Below are 21,724 nucleotides of genomic sequence, written 5' to 3'. Positions count from 1 at the left end.
CCACCCGGGACAGCCCGGATGCCGCTGCCCGGCTCAAGCTCCCAGCAGCTCCCGCAGCTGCCGCTTCAGCACCTTGCCGTTGGCGTTGCGCGGCAGCGGGTCTGCCGTGATCGCGATGGTTTCGGGAACCTTGTAGTCGGACAGGCGCTCGGCGCACCAGGCGCGCAGGTCCGTATCGGCCACCGGCTGTCGCGTCACCACCACGGCGTGGACGCGCTCGCCCAGCACCGGGCATGCCCTGGCGATGATCGCACTCTCGACCACGGCGGGATGGCCGGCCAGCACCGATTCGACCTCGGCCGAATAGATCTTCAGGCCGCCGCGATTGATCATGTCCTTCTGCCGGTCGAACACGCGAACGAACCCTTCCGCATCGACCGAGCCGAGATCGCCCGAATGCCAGAATCCGCCCGTGAAGCTTTCGGCGGTGGCCTTCGGATTATTCCAGTAGCCCTTGATGACGGAGGCGCTCTGGATCCAGAGCTCGCCGATCTCGCCGGGCGGCAGCTCGCGTCCGTCCGGGCCCATCACCACGATGCGCGCGCCGGGGCACGGCAGGCCGACGCTGTCGATGTGGCTCTCGGTCAGCTCGCCCGGCATGATCGTCGAGGGCGAGGTCGTCTCGGTCGCGCCGTAGCAGTTCATCAGCTTCAGGCCGGGAATGTTCGCCTTGAGCTTCTCGATGGTGGCGACCGGCATCGGTGCGCCGCCGAAGCCGCCGATGCGCCAGCTCGACAGATCGTAGCCGTCGAAATCGGGCTTGAGCAGGCAGAGATTGTACATCGCCGGCACCATCACCGTGTAGGTCACGCGCTCGCGCGCGGCGAGCTTGAGGTAATCGGCGGCCTTGAACTCGGGCATGATGATCAGCGTCCCGCCGCAGCGGATCATGGTGGTGATGTTGGCGACGACGCCCGTGACATGGCCGAGCGGCACCGCTGCGATCGAGCGATCGGCCTCCGTCAATTGCAGGCAGGACACGAACACCATGGAGGAATGGACGATGTTGCAATGGGCCAGCATCGCGCCCTTCGGCTTGCCCGTGGTGCCGGAGGTGTAGAGGATCATCGCGGTGTCCTCCTCGCCCACCTCGATCGGTGCCACGGCGGGCGGGTTGTCGGCGAGCCCTGCGAAACGCGACAGAGCCGGATCATCGGCGACGGCGATGCGATGGATCACATCGGGCACATCATGCGCATCGGGCAGCCGCTCGGCGAGCGCGGCTTCGTGGATCAGGATCTTGGCACCGCAATCGGCGAGCACATAGGCGATCTCCGGCTTCTGCTGGCGTGTGCTGAGCAGCACGGTGACCAGCCCCTCATGCGCGGCGGCAAACAGCAGCAGCGGAAATTCGATGCGATTGCCGAGCAGGATCGCAACACGATCGCCGCGCTGCAATCCAAGCTTGCGAAATCCCGCAGCGATCCGCGCGGCCTGCTCCACCGCGTGGCCCCAGCTCAGGCGGACATTGCCGCAGATCAACGCTTCGCCCTCGGCATTGCGGGCGCAGGCGTCCGCGATCATCGCCCAGAGGCTCGATGGCCGATCGCAAAACGCCGGCACTACTCGATCGCCAAAGCGCGCCACGAGCCGCATCGGCGGGATCTGAGATTGCGACCAGTCCATCGGGATGCCCTCGGCTTGTTGCTCTTGTTATCTTCTTATCTTCCGCGCATGGACATCCGGGTTTCGTCTTGTGCTGACCAGCTGACTTAATTCTTGCGCATGATCTTATCGGAAAACCGTTGCACACTTTTCCGGATCATGCGCTAGACCCCGATCACGGGCACACCGATCACCACCGGATGGAACGCGAAGGCCAGGGCCAGATAGGCGACCACGCCGACCGCGACCGCGATCAGATCGTTGGTGACGCCGCCGACCGGAATCGGCGGGCCGCCGGCGTCGGTGCGAGCTTTAAGCGAGATGCGGTCATAGACCGCCCAGCCCAGGAACGAGCCGAACAGGATGATGGAGCCGAGATCGCCGTTGGCCAAAAGATGCGCCGCGGCCCACAGCTTGATGCCGGCCAGCATTGGATGCTTCAGCGTCGCGTAGATGCGGCCACGCATGTAGGACGCCACCACGAGGATGATTGCAGGCAGCATCAAGGCCAGCGTGATGTGCTTCATCGCCTTCGGCGGATACCAGACGTCGATCCAGCCGGAGCTGCGGTAGTGGGCATAGCCCCAGATGATCAGCGCCAGCCCTGCCAGCGAGACCGCCGAATAGAGCAGCTTGTAGGTCCCCTCGCCCAGCCTCGCGATCGCCTGCGCGCGTGCCTCTCGTTTGGTTGTGAAAATATGGGATGCAAAAAACAGCACCAGCCCCAGGATCATGACCAGCAGACCCACGACACCCTCCCCGCAAAGCAGCCCCCGGCTCTGAGGTATCATCGATTGGCTGCCGCTCGCAACTCGCGCTACTTGCCGAGCTCCCGATTGTCGACATAACGGATGGCGATGGGTCGCCCGGCCAACGCCCCGCCAAGACCGCTCGTGAACTTCAGCGGCAGGCAGGCCTTCAGCGATGAATTGATCGCGTTGAGATAGGTGGTTCGGATATCCGCCGGCACACCCGCAGTCGCGTATGTGAGGCGCGGCGGGCCGATCAGGCCGCCGGCCTTGTTGAAGCTGAAACGCACCGACATCTGCATGCCCGTGCGCGCACGGTCCGATGGCGGCGACCAGCAGCTGCGCAGCGCGGCGAAGAGGTCGCCGATCGTATCGAGGTCGTGATCGGGCTTTTGATATTTGGCGCGATCAGCTTCCGCCGGCACGCTTTCGACGGTGAGTTGGAGGTTCTGGCCGTAAGGGTAATCGATCTCGGGAATGCATGGCCCGGGTTCGAGCGGGCTGCAATAGGACGGCGTGCAGGGCTCGCCGTCGAGCACGCTGCAGGGCTCGTGCGCGAACGGGATCGGATTGATCTGGCGCGGCCGTGCGTCGACGACGATCGTTGAGATCGTCAGCAGGGTCAGAACGAGAATGCCGCGCCACATGGAGTGAGCTCGCAAGGTCACGAGAAAAGTGGCGCTGTCCATGAACGCGTCAAGTCCGCGCGCGTTCACATGCTCGCGTTCAGGCACGCTGTAGTCGCCCGGCTTGACCGGGCGACCCAGTACTCCGAGACGGTAGTGGCTGAATCGACAGGCCGCGGCGTACTGGATGCCCGGTCAAGCCGGGGCATGACAGCGGAGGGTGTGCTTGCGCAGCGGGTATGTGGCCGCCCAGTGGAGGGCGCGCCGCCCTACCCCTTCTTCTTGACGTCCTTGACGTTGCTGAACTCGATGCCCTCGGCCCGCTCCCGGGTGTAGCCGAGATAGAACTCGTTGCGGGCGAGATAGACGGGATCGCCGTCGACGTCGTCGGCTATGCTCGAGGTGTTGGCGGCGATGAAGGTGTCGAGCTTCTTGCGGTCCTCCGAGGAGACCCAGCGCGCCAGCTGGAACTCGCTGACCTCGAACTCGACCGGCAGCGAATATTCCGCCTCGAGCCGCGCCTTGAGCACGTCGAGCTGCAGCGCGCCGACCACGCCGACCAGCGCCGGGGCGCCATCGCGGGGGCGGAACACCTGCACGACGCCCTCTTCCGACATCTGCTGCAGCGCTTCCTTCAGCTTCTTCGCCTTCATTGCGTCGGTGAGACGGACGCGGCGCACGATTTCCGGCGCAAAGCTCGGCACGCCGACGAAGTTGAATTCCTCGCCTTCCGTCAGCGTGTCGCCGATGCGCAGCGTGCCGTGGTTGGGAATGCCGACGACGTCGCCGGCGAAGGCCTCGTCCGCGACCGAGCGATCCTGCGCGAAGAAGAATTGCGGGCTCGACAGCGGCATGCTCTTGCCGGTGCGCACCAGCTTCGCCTTCATGCCGCGGCTGAGCTTGCCCGAGCAGAGGCGCGCAAACGCGATGCGGTCGCGGTGGTTGGGATCCATGTTGGCCTGGATCTTGAACACGAAGGCGCTCATGCGAGGATCGGTGGCCTCGACCTTGCGCTGGTCGCTGTCCTGCGCGCGCGGCTCGGGCGCGAACTTGCCGAGACCTTCCAGCAGATCGCCGACGCCGAAATTGCGCAGCGCGCTACCGAAATAGACCGGCGTCAGATGGCCCTCGCGGAACGCTTCCAGCTCGAACGGCTTCGACGCCGCGGTGACGAGCTCGAGCTCGTCCTTCACGGCGGAGACGTCGAGATTGGCGTTGAGCTTGGCCAATTCCTCGATCGCGATCTGCTGCGCCGCGCCGGTCTTGGCGCCGCCGCCTTCGAGCAGGCGCACGCCGCCATTGACGACGTCATAGGTGCCGAGGAAGTCGCGTCCACGGCCGACCGGCCAGGTCATCGGCGTGGTGTCGAGCGCCAGCGTCTTCTCGATCTCGTCGAGCAGCTCGAACACGTCGCGGCTCTCGCGGTCCATCTTGTTGATGAAGGTGATGATCGGGATGTCGCGCAGCCGGCACACCTCGAACAGTTTTCGGGTGCGCGCCTCGATGCCCTTGGCCGCGTCGATCACCATCACGGCGGAATCGACCGCCGTCAGCGTGCGATAGGTGTCCTCCGAAAAGTCCTCGTGGCCCGGCGTGTCCAGCAGGTTGAAGACGAGGCCCTCGAACTCGAAGGTCATCACCGAGGTCACGACCGAGATGCCGCGCTCGCGCTCGATCTTCATCCAGTCCGAGCGCGTGTTGCGCCGCTCGCCCTTGGCCTTGACCTGGCCGGCGAGGTTGATGGCGCCGCCGAACAGCAGCAGCTTCTCGGTCAGCGTGGTCTTGCCGGCGTCGGGGTGGGAGATGATCGCAAAGGTCCGCCGCCGCGCCACCTCAGCGGCAAGCGGGGAACGGGCCGGCGATTCGGCTGTGGTGGTGGCGATGTCGGACATGGCGGGAGCGTGTGGCAGGGAAAACGGGCCTGATCAAGCCTCATTTGGTGATTGCGGGGACTTCCGGCCAGCCCCATATCGACGCTTGGTTATATCAGTCTTGGGGGAGGACGGCCTTCCCCGCCCATCAGCACCTCAGCCGCGGGGACGACCCTGCCTTGATGGAGGGTCGTCATGGCCTGGAGCATCCTGTTCGTCGCCGGTCTTCTCGAGATCACCTGGGCGATCGGCCTGAAATACACCGAAGGTTTCAGCAAGCTTGTTCCGTCCGCGGTCACGCTGGCGGCCATGGCCGGCAGCGTCATCCTGCTCGGACTTGCGCTCAAATCGTTGCCCGTCGGAACCGCCTATGCGGTCTGGACCGGCATCGGCGCGGTCGGCACGGCGACGCTCGGCATTGTCCTGTTCGGCGAGCCGGCCACGGCCTTCCGCCTCGCCAGCATCGGCCTGATCGTCGCCGGCATCATCGGACTGAAGCTCGTTACCTGACGAGCTGGACCACCCACCAGGTCAGCGCGGCCACGATGGCCGAGGCCGGGATCGTGATCACCCAGGCATAGACGATCGAGCTGGCGACGTTCCAGCGCACCGCCGAGACGCGGCGGGCGGCGCCGACGCCGACGATGGCGCCTGTGATGGTGTGGGTGGTCGAGACGGGAACCCCGAGATAGGTCGCCATGAACAGCGTTGCCGCGCCCCCCGTCTCGGCGCAAAAGCCCTGCATCGGCGTCAGCTTGGTGATGCGCAGGCCCATGGTGCGGACGATGCGCCAGCCGCCCATCAGCGTGCCCAGCGCCATCGCCGCCTGGCAGGACAGCATCACCCAGAACGGCACCGAGAAGTCGCTGCCGAGATGGCCCTGCGAATAGAGCAGCACCGCGATGATGCCCATGGTCTTCTGCGCGTCGTTGCCGCCATGGCCGAGCGAATAGAGCGAGGCGGAGGCGAATTGCAGGATGCGGAAGGCGCGGTCGACCGCGAACGGCGTCGAGCGCACCGAGGCCCAGGACACGATCGCCACCAGCAACATCGCGAGCAGGAAGCCGACCAGCGGCGACAGCACGATCGCAAGCACGGTCTTGGAGAGGCCGCTCCACACCGCGGCCGAGATGCCGGCCTTGGCCATGCCGCCGCCGACCAGCCCGCCGATCAGTGCGTGCGAGGACGAGGACGGAATGCCGAGCGCCCAGGTCACGAGATTCCAGACGATGGCGCCGACGAGCGCTGCGAAGATCACCTGGGCGTCGACGACCGCGGGATCGATGATGCCGGTGCCGATGGTCTGGGCGACGTGCAGCCCGAACACCAGGAAGGCGATGAAATTGAAGAAGGCGGCCCAGAACACCGCGAATTGCGGCCGCAGAACGCGGGTCGAGACGATGGTCGCGATCGAATTGGCGGCGTCGTGCAGGCCGTTCAGGAAGTCGAACAGCAGCGCGACGGCGATCAAGCCGACCAGGACGGGAAGACCCAACGCGGCATCCACGGCGAGGCCCTATACCTGCTCGATGACGATGCTGTTGATTTCGTTCGCAACGTCATCGAAGCGGTCCGCCACCTTCTCGAGATGGTCGTAGATCTCGACCCCGACGATGAAATCCATCGCATTGCCGTCGCGATGCTTGAGGAACAGCTCCTTCAGCCCGATATCGTGGAGATCGTCGACCCGGCCCTCCAGCTTGCCGAGCTCTTCCGTGATCGCGGTCAGCATGGCGACGTTCGGACCGATCGACTGCATCAAAGGCAGCGCGCGTCCCACCAGATTGGCGCATTCGATCAGGAGTCCGCCGATCTCGCGCATCGGCGGCTCGAAGGCGCGCACCTCGAACAGCATCACGGCCTTGGCTGTCTGCTGCATCTGGTCGATGGCATCGTCCAGAGAGGTGATCAGGTTCTTGATGTCGCCGCGGTCGAACGGGGTGATGAAGGTGCGGCGCACCGCCGTCAGCACCTCGCGGGTGATGTTATCCGCGTCGTTCTCGAACTGGTTGACGCGCTGGCAATAGACCGGCGTCTCCTCACCCCCATTGAGCATGCCCTGCAGGGCGATTGCGCCCTGGATCACGGTCTGGGCATGTCGGTCGAACAGGTCGAAGAACCGTTCTTCCTTGGGCAGGAACGCACGAAACCATCGCATCATGGGGATTGGCTACCGGTTGAAAATGGTCAGGCCCGCGAGGGGCTGTCATAAAACTGTCATAGACCATTTTCGATCCGCGCGCGTCATCTCACGCCCGCGGAGCCGGATCATCCACCGCTTTCCTGCACCAATGAAATTGGTGCAATATCAGCCGCTTAGAGCGAACGCCGGAAGTAATGCGCGATTTCGCCGATGACGCCGCGGCGGAAGGTGAGCACGCAGACCACGAAGATCGCGCCCTGGATCACCGTCACCCACTGGCCGAAACCCGCCAGATATTGCTGCATGGCGATGATCACGAAGGCGCCGACCACGGGACCGAAAATGGTGCCTAGCCCCCCGACCAGGGTCATCAGCACGACCTCGCCCGACATCGACCAGTGCACGTCGGTGAGCGAGGCGTTCTGCGCCACGAACACCTTCAGCGCGCCGGCAAAGCCGGCGAGCGTCCCCGACAGGACGAAGGCCAGGAACTTGTACTGGTCGGTGCGGTAGCCGAGGGAGATCGCGCGCTGCTCGTTCTCGCGGATCGACTTCAGCACCTCGCCGAACGGCGAGTTGATGATGCGGAAGATCAGGAGGAAGCCGGCGAGGAAGCCGACCAGCACGACATAGTACAGCACCGTCGGCTTGGAGAGATCGAGCAGGCCGAACATGCGTCCTTGCGGGATGCCCTGGATGCCGTCCTCACCATGGGTGAACGGGGCCTGGAGATAGATGAAGTACAACAGCTGCGACAGCGCCAGCGTGATCATCGAGAAATAGATGCCCTGGCGGCGGATTGAGATGTAGCCCGTGATGATCGAGAGCACGAACGCCGCGGCCACGCCGACGAGAATGCCGAGCTCCGGCGGCAGCGCCCACACCTTCAGCGCATGCGCGCTGCAATAGCCGGCTGTCCCCAAGAACATGGCGTGGCCGAACGACAGCAGGCCGCCATAGCCGACCAGCAGGTTGAACGCGCAGGCGAGCAGCGCAAAGCACAGCGCCTGCATCACGAAGAACGGGTAGAGGCCCGTGAACGGCACCGCTGCCAGCAGCAGCGCCATCGCCACGAACACGGTCATCTCGTCGCGCATCGCGCGCGGGGTTGTCGGCAGCGTGTCGTCCGTCAGGGTTGTCATCTCAGGCCGCCCTTCCCGTCAATCCCGTTGGCTTCACCAGGAGCACCAGCACCATCAGCACGAACACGACGGTGTTGGAGGCCTCGGGGTAGAAATACTTGGTCAGGCCCTCGATCACACCGAGCGCGAAGCCGGTGATGATGGAGCCCATGATCGAACCCATGCCGCCGATCACGACCACCGCGAACACGACGATGATGAGGTCGGCGCCCATCAGCGGCCGCACCTGGTTGATCGGTGCCGAGAGCACGCCGGCGAGCGCGGCAAGACCGACGCCGAGACCGTAAGTGAGCGTGATCATGCGCGGCACGTTGATGCCAAAGGCGCGCACCAGCGTCGGATTTTCGGTGGCGGCGCGCAAGTAAGCGCCGAGCTGCGTCTTCTCGATCAGGAACCAGGTCGCAAGGCACACCGCCAGCGAGAACACGACGACCCAGCCGCGGTAGATCGGCAGGAACATGAAGCCGAGATTCATGCCGCCCCTGAGCTGGTCGGGAATGGCGTAAGGCAGACCCGAGGAGCCGAAATAGTTCTGGAACACGCCCTGCACGATCAGCGCGATGCCGAAGGTCAGGAGCAGGCCGTAGAGATGATCGAGTCCGGTCAGCCATTGCAGCATGGTCCGTTCCAGGATCATGCCGAAGATGCCGACGATGATCGGCGCCAGCAGCAGCGCCCACCAATAATTGATGCCGCCGAGGTTCAACAGGAAATAGGCGACGAAGGCGCCCATCATGTAGAGCGCGCCGTGGGCGAAATTGATGATGTTGAGCATGCCGAAGATGACGGCAAGCCCGAGGCTGAGCAGCGCGTAGAACGAGCCGTTGATCAGTCCCACCAGTAGCTGAGCGTAAAGAGCCTGCATCGATCCCGCACCCGGTCCCTTTTATTCCTCAACAACAGGCCGGCGCCGTTGCGCACCGGCCTGCATCGTTCACCGTTACTTCTTCACCAGAGGACAGGCGCTTTCCGACAGCGGCCGGAAGGCCTGGTCGCCGGGGGTCGTGCCGATCAGCTTGTAATAGTCCCAGGGCGCCTTGGATTCCTCGGGCTTTTTGACCTCGAACAGATAGGCGGGATGTAGCTTGCGGCCGTCCGCACGGATCGTTCCCTTGCCGAACAGCGGATCCTCCGTCGGCATCTCCTTCATCTTGGCGACCACCTTGGCCCCGTCATGCGGGTTGCCGCCCATCGCCTCCAGCGTTTTGAAATAGTGCAGCAGACCCGAGTAGACGCCGGCCTGCACCATCGAGGGCATCGCCTTGTTCTTCATGCGCTCGGAAAAGCGCTTGGAGAACGCGCGCGTACCGTCGTTCATGTCCCAATAGAAGGTCTCGGTGAAGTTCAGGCCCTGCGCCACCTTCAGACCGAGCGAGTGCACGTCGGTGATGAAGAGCAGCAGGCCCGCAAGCTTCTGGCCGCCGGAGACGATGCCGAACTCCGCTGCCTGCTTGATGGTGTTGGTGGTGTCGCCGCCGGCATTCGCCATGCCGATGATCTTGGCTTTGGAGGCCTGCGCCTGAAGCAGGAACGACGAGAAGTCGGCAGTATTCAGCGGATGCTTGACATTGCCGATCACCTTGCCGCCCGACTTCACCACGACCGCGGCGGTGTCGCGCTCGAGGGCATGGCCAAAGGCGTAGTCCGCGGTGAGGAAATACCAGGTGTCGCCGCCCGCCTTCACCAGCGCCTGCCCGGTGCTGTTGGCCAGCATATAGGTATCATAGACCCAGTGGACCGTGTTCGGCGAGCATTGCGCGTTGGTGAGATCCGACGTCGCCGCACCTGTGTTGATCAGGATGGAGTTCTTCTCTTTGACGATGTTGTTCACCGCCAGCGCAACGCCGGAGTTCAGCACATCCATGAAGATGTCGACCTTCTCGACGTCGATCCATTGCCGAGCAATCGTGGAGCCGATATCGGGCTTGTTCTGATGGTCGGCGGAGATCAGGTCGAGCTTCCAGCCCTTGGCAGCGAGCCCGGAATCCTCGATCGCCATCTGTGCGGCGACGGTCGAGCCAGCGCCACCGAGGTCGGCATAAAGTCCCGAATTGTCGGTCAGCACGCCGATCTTGATGTTCTTGTCCTGCGCGACTGCGCCACCTGCCGCGCCGAGCGCCAGGGCCGTCCCGAGCAACATTGCCGAAATGCCGTGCTTCATAATCAGCCTCCCAATATTCCTTTGATAGTTACTCTCGATCGTCCGGCCTGCTCGGCTACACACCGAGATAGGTGTGGAGCTTGTCCATGTTGGCGGCAAGCTCGGAATTGGAAAATCCGTCAATGATCTTGCCGTGTTCGACCACGTAATAGCGGTCGGCGACGGTGGAGGCGAAGCGGAAATTCTGCTCGACCAGAAGGATGGTGAAGCCCTCCTTCTTGAGCCGCGCAATGGTGTGGCCGATCTGCTGGATGATGACGGGCGCGAGGCCCTCGGTGGGCTCGTCCAGCATCAGGAAGCTCGCGCCGGTGCGCAGGATGCGCGCGATCGCGAGCATCTGCTGCTCGCCGCCCGAGAGCTTGGTGCCCTGGCTGTTCAGCCGCTCCTTCAGGTTCGGGAACAACTCGAAGATCTGCTCGAGCGACAATCCGCCTTCACGGATCACCGGCGGCAGCATCAAGTTCTCGCGGACGTCGAGACTGGAGAATATGCCCCGCTCTTCCGGGCAGAAGGCGATGCCCATACGCGCGATCCTATCGGAGGTCGCGCGGATGATCTCCTGGTTGTTGAACTTCACCGAACCGGCACGCTTGCCGATGATGCCCATGATCGACTTCAGCGTCGTGGTCTTGCCGGCGCCGTTACGCCCGAGCAGGGTGACGACCTCGCCCGCATTCACGTCGAAGTTGATCCCGTGCAGGATGTGGGACTCGCCGTACCAGGCTTCGAGGTTGCGGACTTGCAGGATGTTCCCGCCGGTCGCAGTCTTGGCCGGAGCCTCGGCGATCGCAGTGTCAGGCATGACCGGCTCCCAAGTAAGCTTCCTTGACGCGCTCGTCCTTGGTGAGCTCGGAGTAATGGCCCTGCGCGAGCACCTGCCCGCGCGTCAGCACGGTGATGATGTCGGAGAGGTTGGCCACGACGCTCAAGTTATGCTCGACCATCAGGATGGTGTATTTCGCGGAGATGCGCTTGATCAGCGCCGCGATCTTGTCGATGTCCTCGTGGCCCATGCCGGCCATCGGCTCGTCGAGCAGCATCATCTCCGGGTCGAGCGCGAGCGTGGTTGCGATCTCGAGCGCCCGCTTGCGCCCATAGGGCATCTCGACCGCGGGCGTATTGGCAAACTCGCTGAGGCCGACGTCGCTCAAAAGCTCGCGCGCGCGATCGTTGAAGCGGTTGAGCACCGACTTGGAGCGCCAGAAGTCGAACGAGGAGCCATGCTGGCGCTGCAGCGCGACGCGGACGTTCTCCAGCGCGGTGAGATGGGGAAACACCGCCGAAATCTGGAACGAACGGACCAGCCCCATGCGGGCCACATCCGCCGGCGCCATCGCGGTGATGTCCTGCCCCTTGTACAGGATTTTCCCGGCCGACGGCTTGAGGAACTTGGTCAAGAGATTGAAGCAGGTCGTCTTGCCGGCCCCGTTCGGGCCGATCAACGCATGAATGCTCCCACGGCGAACCTTGAGCGCAACGTCGCGGACGGCGAAGAAGCCCGCGAACTCCTTGGTCAAGCCTTCCGTTTCGAGAATGAACTCATCGGCCAAACAGTTTTCCCCCTGCCCGCGCGGCGCGTGGCTGTCCTTGTTGCTTCGGCTGTCCGGAGGACTTGCAGCCCACCGGGGCGCCGCCTCCGGGCGCGGAATATGCCGGAGGTGACGGGGGTTAGGCAAGGCGGAAAGCTGAGCAGGTCAGGCCTTCGGCTGGGATACAAATGCTCCCTTAGTCGCAGAGGTCGATGTCGTGCCTGCCCGGCCTTCCCGGTTCGCAAGGCACCGGCCATCAAGCCGTCGTTAACGGTCTTTCGTCTCCCGCGCCAGCCTTCATCAATAATTTCCCCGCAAGCCCGATCATGCGCGGGTTTTTCACGTGCGGAGAATATTGCTTTGGATTTTGCAAGCGCGGCTCCCTCCGTCGTCAAGTCGATCCGGCAGCGCGATCTCCTGAACACGTGGCTGCGACTTTATGCGCGTCAGCAGATCGCTCCGGCGATCTGGGAGTATCAGCCCGCACGGCTCGAGGAGGAGCTGTCGGATCTGATCTACTATACGGTGGAGCTTTCGACGCCGACGCCGCGTCTCGTCATCCAGAGCGAAGGCACGCGCATCTCGCGCGCCTATGGGCATACCGGCAAGGGCGTTTCGCTCGATGACTATGTCGGACCTCTGCTCGCACCCTACGTGGTGCCGGTCTATCTCGAATGCGTCGCGCGCGGCCTTCCGGTCTACAGCGTTGCCGACGTCGACGACACCTATGGCCGCATCGTCGCGTATGAGCGGCTGCTGCTGCCGTTCCTGACCGACGGCAGGGTCAGCCACGTCATCGCGTCAGTGAAGACGTTCTGCGAGGACGGCGGCTTCGAGATCAAGAATCTGATGCGCGGAAATGACGCGCTGCCGCGCCCGAAGCTGCGGGCCGTGATCGACCGCGAGCTGTTTCATCGCGCCCCCGGCCGCATCGCACCCGCCGAGACGGTCGAGTTCGCGGACCAGCCGGGCCCCGCTATTTCCAACGAGATCATCGAGCTGAACTAGCCGTCAGCGCGCCTTGCCACCGACCTCCTTGGCATAGATATCCGGCTTGAAGCCGACCAGCAGCTTGCTGCCGATTTCGAGCACCGGCCGCTTGATCATCGATGGTTGCGCTAGCATCAATGCCAGCGCCTTCTTCTCGGTGAGGCCTTCCTTGTCAGAATCGGGGAGCTTCTTGAAGGTCGTCCCGGCGCGATTGAGCAGGGTCTCCCAACCGACCTTGTCGGTCCACTGCTCGAGCCTGTCCTTCTCCACACCCGCGGCCTTGTAGTCGTGAAACGCGTACGCCACGCCATGGGCATCGAGCCAGGCGCGGGCCTTCTTCATGGTGTCGCAGTTCTTGATGCCGTAGATGATGGTGGGCAAGACAGTCCTCGCGCATGGCGTATCGGTGATGTGCGTGGCGTTGTACGAAACTCCGCGTCGCGCGACAATATTGCGGCACGCGCCAACTCTTTAAACGGACATCACCATGCACGTCACCCACGATCCCGCCGCAGCCGCCGCACCGACCATCGATTTCGACACTTTTCTCGCGGTCGACGTCCGTGTCGGCACCATCGTCGACGCAAAACCGTTTCCGGAAGCGCGCAAGCCGGCGTGGCGGCTGTGGATCGATTTCGGCCCCGCCATCGGCGTGCGCAAGAGCTCGGCCCAGATCACCGAAAACCACCCGCTCGAAACCCTCGTGGGGCAACAGGTCGCGGCCGTCGTCAATTTCCCGCCGCGCCAGATCGGCCCGGTCGTCTCCGAGGTGCTGACGCTCGGCTTCCCCGATGCCAACGGCAAGGTCGTGCTGGTGCAGCCGAGCAAGCCGGTGCCGAACGGCGGGCGCCTGTTCTAGGGATGGCCTACGGCCGCTGCGGAATGTTCAATCCGCGTCGCACCGCCGGACGCGCAAGCCCGCGCTCGAGCCAGTCACCGACCGCCCTGAACTGGGTGAACTCGACGAGATCGCCGGCGCCATAAAAGCCGATGAGATTGCGCACCCAGCCGAGCATGGAGATGTCGGCGATGGTGTAGTCATCGTCCATGAACCATTGCCGGCCGGCGAGATGCACATCCATCACGCCGAGCAGGCGCTTGGCTTCGGCGACGTAGCGGTAGCGGGGCCGTTTGTCCTCGTAATCCTTGCCGGCGAATTTGTGGAAGAAGCCGACCTGGCCGAACATCGGCCCGACGCCGCCCATCTGGAAGTGCAGCCACTGAAGCGTCTGGTAACGCCGCGCGGCATCCTGCGGCAGCAGCTTTCCGGTCTTTTCGGCGAGGTATTGCAGGATCGCCCCGGATTCGAACAGCGGCAGCGGCCTGCCGCCGGGGCCGTTCGGATCGAGGATCGCCGGGATCTTGCCGTTCGGATTGAGCGAGAGGAATTCGGCCGTCTTCTGATCGTCCTTGCCGAAATCGACGAGGTGGACTTCGTAAGGAAGCCCGATCTCCTCCAGCATGATCGAGACCTTGACGCCGTTCGGCGTCGGCAACGAATAGAGCTGGAGTCGTTCGGGATGCTTGGCTGGCCAACGCTTGGTGATGGGGAAGACGGACAGATCGGACATCGGGACCTTTGCATGGACTGAGGCGTGCTCAATCTAGGCAAGATACCGCAGTGCGCAAGTGACTTCCGGCTGTGCTTAGGGCGGCAGCGTCGCCATCGCTACGATCGGGGGCTTTGCTTCACGCTGCAGCCGAGATTCGATGAACCGTTGACCCGTGATCAACAGCAGGGCCGTAAAGGCGATCGCGAGCATCGCGGTCGCCAATTGGCACACGTCGTACATCGTATTATGTCCCTCGACAGCCTCTGGCGTAGAACGTCGGCTCAGGCGCCACGTTCCAGGCGGCACTAAAATATTGCTATTTTTTCCCGATCTCGCTGCGAAGCGATCGTGCTGTTCCGGCGGCTTGCGCAGGGACCAATGGCCCCCTCGCGCGTTGTCGCTCGATGAACATCGAGAAACGCGCCCTGCTCGACCACGCTGAACGCTGTCGCCGCGTCGCGAACGATCTCGAGCACAGCAAAGCCGCGCAACGGTTGCGGACGATGGCCGACGAGTACGAATCGCGAGCAACGAGACTGGACGACGAGGGCGGCTCATATCCAGACCCCGACAGCCGCGGTCAGCTCGAAGGCGAAGTCGAGGGCTGATCGCCGTCAGAAGTTGATCTCCATCCGCAATCCGCGCGGATCGGTCCTGCCGTCGCCAACGGATTGCGCGCTGTCGCGCGCTGCGACGGCGCAGGCACAGGCGTCGATGAGGTCGTCGCGACCGATCCCGGTGCCGTGGCGAAGCGTGAGCCATCTCTCGACCTCAGTGAAGCCGCGGTCTCCCAGCAACGCGATACGCTGCTCTCGCCCCCGCGGCGAGGTCTTCGGTTCGAGCCGCACGCGCCCTGCCAGATTCCAGAAGATCAATTCCGGATGCGCTTCGCCGATCGTCGCCTGCCGCGCCGGCGTCATGGCCTCATCGACTTCCCTGATCTTGTCCCTGATATTCCAGAGCTGCGCCGACACGCCCCTGCCCTCGCCTTCGTGCTTCCAGTAATGGCGATTGGCCGCCGCCAGGTCCGGAAAGGTCCAGAGGTCGCGGCGCGCGCCCAGAAACACGGCAGGGCCGATCAGCTCCCGTGCGCGCAAATCGCAGGCACGATAGCCGCTCACGTTCAGTCCGATCGGCATGTCGATCATCGCGCGGGCGTGCGGCAATGCGAGCAGACGCGTCAGGCTAGGCGAATAATCGAAGCCGTGATCGCCGCGCGCGTCGATCCACGCTGCGACCCAGCCGAAACGAAATCCGTCGAGCCCCAAATAATTTTGGCAAGTCATGCGTCCGTCAATTTCAGTTTCCGCACGCGTCTCGCTTGACATCCGCAAGTTGCGGGCGTATGTCCCGCGCCCTCGCAAGCACTTCCGTTTGCGACAGACACCATGAACCGAGCGATGTCGTACCGCTACGAAAGAAATGTCCGCACGCCGAATAGCCACAAGCTATTCGATTGCGCATGCCCGGCTCATGGGAGCGATCTTGCCTGACCGCAAGATCGACAGTCCGCTTCTCACGGACCCTCCCGAGCCTGCCGCTCCGGAGGGTTTTTTGTTGCCCGCCGCGCGGCCCAACCGAACAACCCGGCAATGGCCGGAACGGGAGACCCGGATCCCGGGCTCGCGCTGAGAAGGCGCGTGTCCAAGTGCGCGGGGCCTGCCGGAGGGAACGAGGCGATGAGCCGGACACCGATGGCAGAGCGAACCCTTCAGGGTTCGCAACATGCGGCGCGTCGACAGCGCCGCGATCGAATGTAACTCGGTTTGCCGCGAGTGGTCGCGGCTCAACCGACGCTGGTGGTGAGGATATCGAATACTTCACACGATGGAAGAGCGGGCTCGAACTTCGCCTTTGACTTACGCGCTCTGCGCTATTGTCACAGGTGGAGGACACTTGGTTGCCATCCCAACAAGGCGATATCGCCCGTTCCCCAGCGTACCTATCAACGGCCGATGCGAAGGCGTCGGCCTGGCGGTGGTGAAGATGTCTGTTACTTCGTGGTGAAGGCGCGAAAGCGCCGAGCAGGTTCGAACCCTGCGCGCCGAAAGGCGGATCGCCCGCAAGGGCAGCAACAGCATCGCCCGTTCCCCGCCAACCCCATCACGGTCCGTGGTGAAGATTTCTGTTACTTCGCCTGCAACGCGAGAGGTCGCGGGTTCGAATCCCGCCCGGTGTCCCATGCACCGGTAGCTCAGAGGATAGAGCGCTTTCCGGCGAGCTTCGGCTCGCTGGGTACAGCAATCGCCTGTTCCCGGATCGTGTCCCCTTAACCACCGCCGGTGGTGAAGAGTGCTGTTACTTCGTGATCACACTGTCGGAGGTTCGACTCCTTCCTGACGAAAGTCCGTAGCTCAGCGGTAGAGCATGTGGAGCCCCTCGTGGGCAGGACAGCCTCGCCTGTTCCCCGGCACCGTTTCATGTCCCCGTCAACCCAAGAGGAGGCCGTCATGGTCAGGCTCAACAAGATCGTTCGCGCCTTCACGCGGGAGGGCGCGCGTGCAAGGCGCTTCACGCCCGAGATGGAGCTGAAGCGGGCACTGATGAACTGCCTCCTGTGGGAGGACCAGTTCTATGAGGACGGCGTTGCGATCGCCGACCGCATCAAGGCCCTCGTGCCCAAGGTGGCGCCGGAGCGCGTCGCGCAGCTCGCGATCGAGGCCCGCGAGGTGATGAAGCTGCGGCACGCACCGCTCCTCGTCATCCGCGAGATGGCGCGGAACGAGAAGCACCGCGGCCTCGTCGCGGACACGCTCGCTCAGGTGATCCAGCGTCCCGACGAGATGACGGAGCTGCTCGCGATCTACTGGGCGGATGCGCTGGGGCCAATGCAGCAGCGCAAGCGGCAGCCGGTGTCGGCGCAGGTGAAGAAGGGTCTTGCCCGGGCGCTGACCAAGTTCGACGCCTACCAGCTCGCCAAGTGGGACCGCGACGGTGCGGTGCGGATCAGGGACGTCTTGTTCCTCGTGCACGCCAAGCCCAGGGATGCCGAACAGGCGAAGGTGTGGAAGCAGCTCGTCGACGGCGAGCTCGCCTCCCCCGACACCTGGGAGGTTTCACTCTCGGCCGGCAAGGACAAGCGCGAGACCTTCGAGCGGCTGATCGCCGAGCGAAAGCTCGGCGGCCTCGCGCTGCTGCGCAATCTGCGGCTGATGCAGACTGCGCAGGTCCCGCGCGAGACCATCGCAGGCGCGATCGATGCGATGCGGACGGATCGTATCCTTCCCTATCGCTTCATCACGGCGGCACGCTATGCGCCGGACTTCGAGCCCGAGCTCGAGGCAGCGATGCTCAAGTCGGTCAAGGACCATGTGCGGCTTCCGGGCCGTACCCGGCTCCTGATCGACGTGTCGGGCTCGATGTTCGCGACGCTCTCCGCTCAGTCGGAAATGACGCGCGCGGAGGCGGCGTGTGGCCTTGCCATCCTCGCGCGCGAGATCTGCGACGAGGTCGAGATCTTCACCTTCTCCGACAGGGTGGTGAAGGTCCCTCCCCGCCGCGGCTTCGCGCTTCGAGATGCGATCATCGACTCGCAGCCGCATAGCGGAACCTGGCTCGGCAAGGCGGTGGCGGAGATCGACCGCAAGGGCGATCGCCTGATCGTCTTCACCGACGAGCAGAGCCATGACCAGGTGCCCGAGCCCAAAGCGCGCGGCACGATGGTGAACGTGGCCTCGTATCAGCACGGTGTCGGCCACGGCGCCTGGACCCGCGTCAACGGCTTCTCTGAGGCCGTGGTCGCGTGGATCGCGGCGTCGGAGACGGCGTTGAACTGAGCGCAACGACAATGGCCCCGGACGCGAGCCGCGCCCGGGGCCAGCAAATCTCTGAAATGATCCGCCCGCCCCGTTATGGCGCGCGCGGAATGACAAGGACCTAGGACCATGCGACGACCCGATCCCTACATGGAACGCGCCCGCGAGCTCTGCCTCGCCGCCGGTGTCGATCCCGACTCGCGCGTCGGCGAAGGACGCGGCCAGCCGGCCTGGTGCCTGTACAAGGAGGCCGCGCGCAAGGAGCATCTTGCCCGCGAGGCCAATGCGACCGCGAGCTCGATCGCCGAGTTCCGGACGCAGGACGCCCGCTTCCAGAACGCGCCCCTGAAGGTGTTCGGCCCGCACGAGGATGCGACGATCGCGCAGATGCGCAACTGCATGGCGATCGGCAACGTCGTCTCCGGCGTGATCTGCGCCGACGGCCATCTCGGCTACGCCCAGCCAGTCGGCGGGGTCATCGCCTACGAGAAGCAGATCAGCATCTCCGGCGTCGGCTTCGACATCGGCTGCGGCAACATGGCGGCCCGGCTCGACACCCGCTTCGACGACATTGCGGAGATCGCTCCCACGATCATCCGCGACGTCGCCAAGGTGATCTCGTTCGGCGTCGGACGTGCCAACGCGGAACGGGCCGAGCACGACCTGTTCGACGACGGCGATGCCTGGCGCGAAAGCGACATGGAGGACTACCGTCAGAAGGCGGTGAAGCAGCTCGGCACGGTCGGATCGGGCAACCACTATGTCGACCTCATGCGCGACGAAGAAGGCTTCGTCTGGATCGGCGTCCATTTCGGCAGCCGCGGTCTCGGACACACCTCCGCGACGCGCTACCTCAAGGCCGCCGGCGGCAAGGACGGCATGAACGTCCCGCCCGCCGTGGTCGACGAGGACAGCGAGCTCGGCCGCCGCTACATCGCGGCGATGCAGCTCGCCGGGCGTTACGCCTATGCGGGCCGCGAGTGGGTCGTCGAGCGGGTCCGCCGGATCATCGGCGGCAACGTCACCGAGAGCGTGCACAATCACCACAATTACGCCTGGCGTGAGACCCACGGCGGCAAGGATTTGTGGGTGGTGCGCAAGGGCGCGACCGCGGCGTTTCCCGGCCAGAAGGGATTCGTCGGCGGCTCGATGGGCGACGACGCCGTCATCCTCGAAGGCATCGACAGCCCGGAAGCCAAGGCTTCGCTCTACTCGACGGTGCACGGCGCCGGCCGCCTGTTCGGACGACGTGAGGCGAAGCGGCGCTTCTCGCGCGAGGAGATGGACCGTTAGCTGAACGAGCGCGGCGTCACCTTGATCGGTGCCGACCTCGACGAGAGCCCGATGGCCTATCGCCGCCTGCCGGACGTGCTGGCCCAGCACGCCGGCACCGTGCGGGTGCTGCACACGCTGCGGCCGTTCGCCGTCGCCATGGCCGGCGAAGGCGAGTTCGATCCGTGGAAGGATTGAAGCGAAACCGTGGCCGGGACGCGATGTCTCCCCCCACGTCACTTCATATTTTTCTGAATTCGATCGTCTCTCATCTCGTCAGATATTCGCGCATCAACGCGCGGGCGCGATGCAGCCGCGCCTTCACGGTCTGCCTGGTCGCGCCGAGCGCGGCGGCAATCTCATCGATCGTCATCTCCTTGACGTCGCGCATCAGCGCAACATCGCGATAGTGCGGCGGCAGCGCCTCGAACGCCGCCGCGACGTCGAGCCGCAGATCGGCCTCAGGGCGCAACAGCAGTGCGGCCTCCGCCTCGCCCTCATCGACCGCCGGCATAAGGCCGGCCCGGCGCGCGAGCCGCAGGCATTCGCGCCGGACAACACTGAACAACCAGGCCGACAATGCCAGCAGCGAACGAATCGTGCCGACGTGACGGAACAGAATCCACAACGCCTCCTGCGTCGCATCCTCGGCGTCCGCCGAGCTGCGGCAGGTCGCGCGCGCGTAGCGGCGGATGTCCGGCTGTGCCGTCTCGAGCAGGCGCGCGATCGCCCTGATATCGCCGAGCCGTGCGGCCTCGAACAGACTTGGCGAGATCGCCGCCGCACTCACGACATCCCTCCCTTGCCGATGCCCGCCATCGCGCACATCGGGCAATAACCGACGAGACCGGTCAGCGCGAAGCCGGCGCCACCGAGCGCGACCAGCCATGCCGCCGCACCGGCAAGATAAACGAACGCCGCAACCGCGACCGCGATACCCAGGACGACCCGCACCGCCTGATGCAGTCCGCCGATGTTCTTTCGATAGAATCCCATCACATCCTCCGACATGGGCCGAGACCGATTGCCTCGACCATCGAGAGGACGCGACGGCCAAAAAGGATTCGCGCTGACGGAAGATTCTTTGCGATCAGCTTCCGACAGCCTGATAGGCCAGGCGCTTGAACTCGAAGAAGAACGGATTCCAGAAGCCCATATAGCGCTGGGCCATCAGGACGCCGGCCGTATTGGCCTCCGGGCAGATCCACCAATGGGTGCCGGCCAAGCCGCCCCATTGGAATTCGCCGGTCGAGCTCGGCGGATCGAACGGCGTCGGCGCGAAGGTGACGGCGCCGCCGAGGCCAAAACCCTTGCCGGGGATCGGCCCGAGATTGGCGAAGCGGATGGTTTGCCCTGCCGGGAGCTGGTTCGTCATCATCTGCCGCAGCGTCTCCGGCTTGAGCAGCGCGTCAGACCCGGGCAACAATGCTCGGACCAGCGCGAGCATGTCCGGCAGGGTCGAGACCAGACCACCGCCGCCCGAGAGCCGCGGGAACGGCCGTCGATAGGCTTGTGGAAACGGCAGATTGTCCGCGCGCGTCAGGCCGGGCTTCATGGGATCGAGCACATCGGCGCCATTGTAGAGCGCGACCAGCCTGCCCTGCCGGGCCTCGGGGACATAAAAGCCGGTGTCGGTCATGCCGAGCGAATCGAAGATGCGCGCCTTCAGGAAGGCATCGAGCGGCTGGCCGGAGACGACCTCGACGATCCGGCCGAGCACGTCGGTCGCCACCGAATATTCCCAGGCCGTGCCGGGGTGATAAGACAGCGGCAGGCCGGCGAGCTTGTCGATCATGTCGCTGAGCGGCGTCAGCGGATTGAGCACGCGCGCTTCGTTGTAGCCTTTGAACAGCACCGTGCCGGGATCGAAGATGCCGTAGCTGAGGCCGGAGGTGTGGGTCAGGAGCTGGCGGATCGTGATCGGGCTCTTTGCCGGCTCGACATCGGCGAGGCTTGAAGCGCCCTGCTTGAGCACCTTGCGATTGCCGAGCTGCGGCAGGAATTTTTCGACCGGGTCATCGAGCCCGATGCGGCCTTGCTCGACCAGCAGCATGATCGCGCAGGTGACGAAGATCTTGGTGTTGGAGAACGCGCGGAAGATGTGGTCGGGCCGCAGCGCAGTGTTGGCCTCGCGGTCGGTAAAGCCGACGCATTGCTGATCGACCACCTCGCGGCCGCGCAGCACGGCCCAGGACACGCCCGGAATGATCTCCTGATCGACGTAGCGTTGCATCGCCGTCCGTACGGCGGAAAAATCAGGCGTTCTGGCGTCCATGTGCTCCCCCCAATTGTGGTTGGAATCGATATAGCGCGATTTGCCGGGATATG

Annotated in this window: 24 protein-coding genes; 7 read left to right on the top strand and 17 right to left on the bottom strand. The window is 64.3% G+C overall.

Annotation, left to right across the window (positions count from 1 at the left end):
• Positions 1 to 33 precede the first annotated feature (33 nt).
• The 4 genes from DCG74_RS21730 to DCG74_RS21715 form a co-directional block, all read right to left on the bottom strand.
• Positions 34 to 1,626, bottom strand: a complete 1,593-nt coding sequence (locus DCG74_RS21730; protein ID WP_172786425.1) for a class I adenylate-forming enzyme family protein — start codon at positions 1,624 to 1,626, stop codon at positions 34 to 36.
• A 143-nt stretch (positions 1,627 to 1,769) separates the two neighbouring features.
• Positions 1,770 to 2,354 carry an NnrU family protein gene (locus DCG74_RS21725; RefSeq protein ID WP_172786424.1) on the bottom strand — a complete coding sequence of 195 codons (585 nt, stop codon included), beginning with the start codon at positions 2,352 to 2,354 and terminating at the stop codon, positions 1,770 to 1,772.
• A gap of 68 nt (positions 2,355 to 2,422) precedes the next feature.
• Positions 2,423 to 3,001: a hypothetical protein gene (locus DCG74_RS21720; RefSeq protein WP_172786512.1), complete on the bottom strand. Its 579-nt coding sequence runs from the start codon at positions 2,999 to 3,001 to the stop codon at positions 2,423 to 2,425.
• A gap of 248 nt (positions 3,002 to 3,249) precedes the next feature.
• Positions 3,250 to 4,872, bottom strand: coding sequence for a peptide chain release factor 3 (locus DCG74_RS21715; protein ID WP_172786423.1), 1,623 nt, complete (start codon positions 4,870 to 4,872; stop codon positions 3,250 to 3,252).
• A 174-nt stretch (positions 4,873 to 5,046) separates the two neighbouring features.
• Here DCG74_RS21715 and sugE point away from each other — a divergent pair, with 174 nt between their 5' ends.
• The gene (sugE, locus tag DCG74_RS21710) at positions 5,047 to 5,361 is read left to right on the top strand and encodes a quaternary ammonium compound efflux SMR transporter SugE (protein WP_172786422.1); all 315 of its coding nucleotides are present in this window, start codon (positions 5,047 to 5,049) and stop codon (positions 5,359 to 5,361) included.
• Here the strand turns inward: sugE and DCG74_RS21705 are convergent.
• The 7 genes from DCG74_RS21705 to DCG74_RS21675 form a co-directional block, all read right to left on the bottom strand.
• A complete protein-coding gene (locus DCG74_RS21705; RefSeq protein ID WP_172786421.1) occupies positions 5,354 to 6,358 on the bottom strand; it encodes an inorganic phosphate transporter in 1,005 nt (334 codons plus the stop codon). The genes sugE and DCG74_RS21705 overlap by 8 nt on opposite strands.
• Positions 6,359 to 6,367: 9 nt before the next feature.
• A complete protein-coding gene (locus DCG74_RS21700; RefSeq protein ID WP_166816744.1) occupies positions 6,368 to 7,012 on the bottom strand; it encodes a DUF47 domain-containing protein in 645 nt (214 codons plus the stop codon).
• 155 nt (positions 7,013 to 7,167) lie between these two features.
• Positions 7,168 to 8,136 carry a branched-chain amino acid ABC transporter permease gene (locus DCG74_RS21695; protein WP_172786420.1) on the bottom strand — a complete coding sequence of 323 codons (969 nt, stop codon included), beginning with the start codon at positions 8,134 to 8,136 and terminating at the stop codon, positions 7,168 to 7,170.
• Position 8,137: 1 nt separating this feature from the next.
• The gene (locus DCG74_RS21690) at positions 8,138 to 9,001 is read right to left on the bottom strand and encodes a branched-chain amino acid ABC transporter permease (protein ID WP_036000843.1); all 864 of its coding nucleotides are present in this window, start codon (positions 8,999 to 9,001) and stop codon (positions 8,138 to 8,140) included.
• Between the two features lie 75 nt (positions 9,002 to 9,076).
• Positions 9,077 to 10,297, bottom strand: coding sequence for an ABC transporter substrate-binding protein (locus DCG74_RS21685; protein WP_172786419.1), 1,221 nt, complete (start codon positions 10,295 to 10,297; stop codon positions 9,077 to 9,079).
• Positions 10,298 to 10,352: 55 nt separating this feature from the next.
• Entirely contained in the window at positions 10,353 to 11,099 is a 747-nt protein-coding gene (locus DCG74_RS21680) for an ABC transporter ATP-binding protein (RefSeq protein WP_172786418.1), read from the bottom strand.
• Positions 11,092 to 11,847, bottom strand: coding sequence for an ABC transporter ATP-binding protein (locus tag DCG74_RS21675; protein ID WP_172786417.1), 756 nt, complete (start codon positions 11,845 to 11,847; stop codon positions 11,092 to 11,094). Before DCG74_RS21675 ends, DCG74_RS21680 begins: the two co-directional genes overlap by 8 nt.
• Positions 11,848 to 12,186: 339 nt before the next feature.
• On the opposite strand from DCG74_RS21675, the gene DCG74_RS21670 reads away from it, so the two are divergent.
• Positions 12,187 to 12,834 carry a hypothetical protein gene (locus DCG74_RS21670; protein ID WP_172786416.1) on the top strand — a complete coding sequence of 216 codons (648 nt, stop codon included), beginning with the start codon at positions 12,187 to 12,189 and terminating at the stop codon, positions 12,832 to 12,834.
• Between the two features lie 3 nt (positions 12,835 to 12,837).
• On the opposite strand, the gene DCG74_RS21665 is transcribed toward DCG74_RS21670, so the two are convergent.
• Positions 12,838 to 13,197 carry an ArsC family reductase gene (locus DCG74_RS21665; protein ID WP_172786415.1) on the bottom strand — a complete coding sequence of 120 codons (360 nt, stop codon included), beginning with the start codon at positions 13,195 to 13,197 and terminating at the stop codon, positions 12,838 to 12,840.
• Between the two features lie 106 nt (positions 13,198 to 13,303).
• On the opposite strand from DCG74_RS21665, the gene DCG74_RS21660 reads away from it, so the two are divergent.
• Complete coding sequence (locus tag DCG74_RS21660; protein ID WP_172786414.1) at positions 13,304 to 13,675, top strand: tRNA-binding protein; 372 nt, start codon at positions 13,304 to 13,306, stop codon at positions 13,673 to 13,675.
• A 7-nt stretch (positions 13,676 to 13,682) separates the two neighbouring features.
• On the opposite strand, the gene DCG74_RS21655 is transcribed toward DCG74_RS21660, so the two are convergent.
• Entirely contained in the window at positions 13,683 to 14,387 is a 705-nt protein-coding gene (locus DCG74_RS21655; RefSeq protein ID WP_172786413.1) for a glutathione S-transferase family protein, read from the bottom strand.
• Between the two features lie 386 nt (positions 14,388 to 14,773).
• On the opposite strand from DCG74_RS21655, the gene DCG74_RS21650 reads away from it, so the two are divergent.
• The gene (locus DCG74_RS21650) at positions 14,774 to 14,977 is read left to right on the top strand and encodes a hypothetical protein (RefSeq protein ID WP_172786412.1); all 204 of its coding nucleotides are present in this window, start codon (positions 14,774 to 14,776) and stop codon (positions 14,975 to 14,977) included.
• A 6-nt stretch (positions 14,978 to 14,983) separates the two neighbouring features.
• Here the strand turns inward: DCG74_RS21650 and DCG74_RS21645 are convergent, their stop codons facing one another.
• On the bottom strand, positions 14,984 to 15,655 hold the full coding sequence (locus DCG74_RS21645; protein ID WP_172786411.1) for a DUF429 domain-containing protein: 672 nt from the start codon (positions 15,653 to 15,655) through the stop codon (positions 14,984 to 14,986).
• A gap of 1,164 nt (positions 15,656 to 16,819) precedes the next feature.
• Here DCG74_RS21645 and DCG74_RS21640 point away from each other — a divergent pair.
• The 3 genes from DCG74_RS21640 to DCG74_RS21630 all read left to right on the top strand — a co-directional run bounded on the left by DCG74_RS21640 (position 16,820) and on the right by DCG74_RS21630 (position 19,594).
• Positions 16,820 to 18,145, top strand: a complete 1,326-nt coding sequence (locus tag DCG74_RS21640; protein WP_172786410.1) for a TROVE domain-containing protein — start codon at positions 16,820 to 16,822, stop codon at positions 18,143 to 18,145.
• A gap of 108 nt (positions 18,146 to 18,253) precedes the next feature.
• A complete protein-coding gene (locus DCG74_RS21635; RefSeq protein ID WP_246708875.1) occupies positions 18,254 to 19,417 on the top strand; it encodes an RtcB family protein in 1,164 nt (387 codons plus the stop codon).
• A 21-nt stretch (positions 19,418 to 19,438) separates the two neighbouring features.
• Positions 19,439 to 19,594 (top strand): hypothetical protein, encoded by a 156-nt coding sequence (locus tag DCG74_RS21630; protein WP_246708874.1) that lies wholly within the window; start codon positions 19,439 to 19,441, stop codon positions 19,592 to 19,594.
• Positions 19,595 to 19,664: 70 nt separating this feature from the next.
• On the opposite strand, the gene DCG74_RS21625 is transcribed toward DCG74_RS21630, so the two are convergent.
• From DCG74_RS21625 to DCG74_RS21615, 3 genes are all read right to left on the bottom strand, one after another.
• Complete coding sequence (locus DCG74_RS21625) at positions 19,665 to 20,186, bottom strand: RNA polymerase sigma factor (protein ID WP_172786409.1); 522 nt, start codon at positions 20,184 to 20,186, stop codon at positions 19,665 to 19,667.
• Complete coding sequence (locus tag DCG74_RS21620; protein WP_172786408.1) at positions 20,183 to 20,392, bottom strand: DUF2892 domain-containing protein; 210 nt, start codon at positions 20,390 to 20,392, stop codon at positions 20,183 to 20,185. The genes DCG74_RS21625 and DCG74_RS21620 overlap by 4 nt, the downstream gene beginning before the upstream one ends.
• Positions 20,393 to 20,486: 94 nt before the next feature.
• On the bottom strand, positions 20,487 to 21,671 hold the full coding sequence (locus DCG74_RS21615) for a serine hydrolase (RefSeq protein ID WP_172786407.1): 1,185 nt from the start codon (positions 21,669 to 21,671) through the stop codon (positions 20,487 to 20,489).
• Between the last annotated feature and the right edge of the window lie 53 nt (positions 21,672 to 21,724).

It is taken from the genome of Bradyrhizobium sp. WBAH42 (assembly GCF_024585265.1).
GTDB lineage: Bacteria > Pseudomonadota > Alphaproteobacteria > Rhizobiales > Xanthobacteraceae > Bradyrhizobium.
Note: the sequence above shows the minus strand (reverse complement) of the source record. Positions and strands in the feature narration are given on the sequence as shown.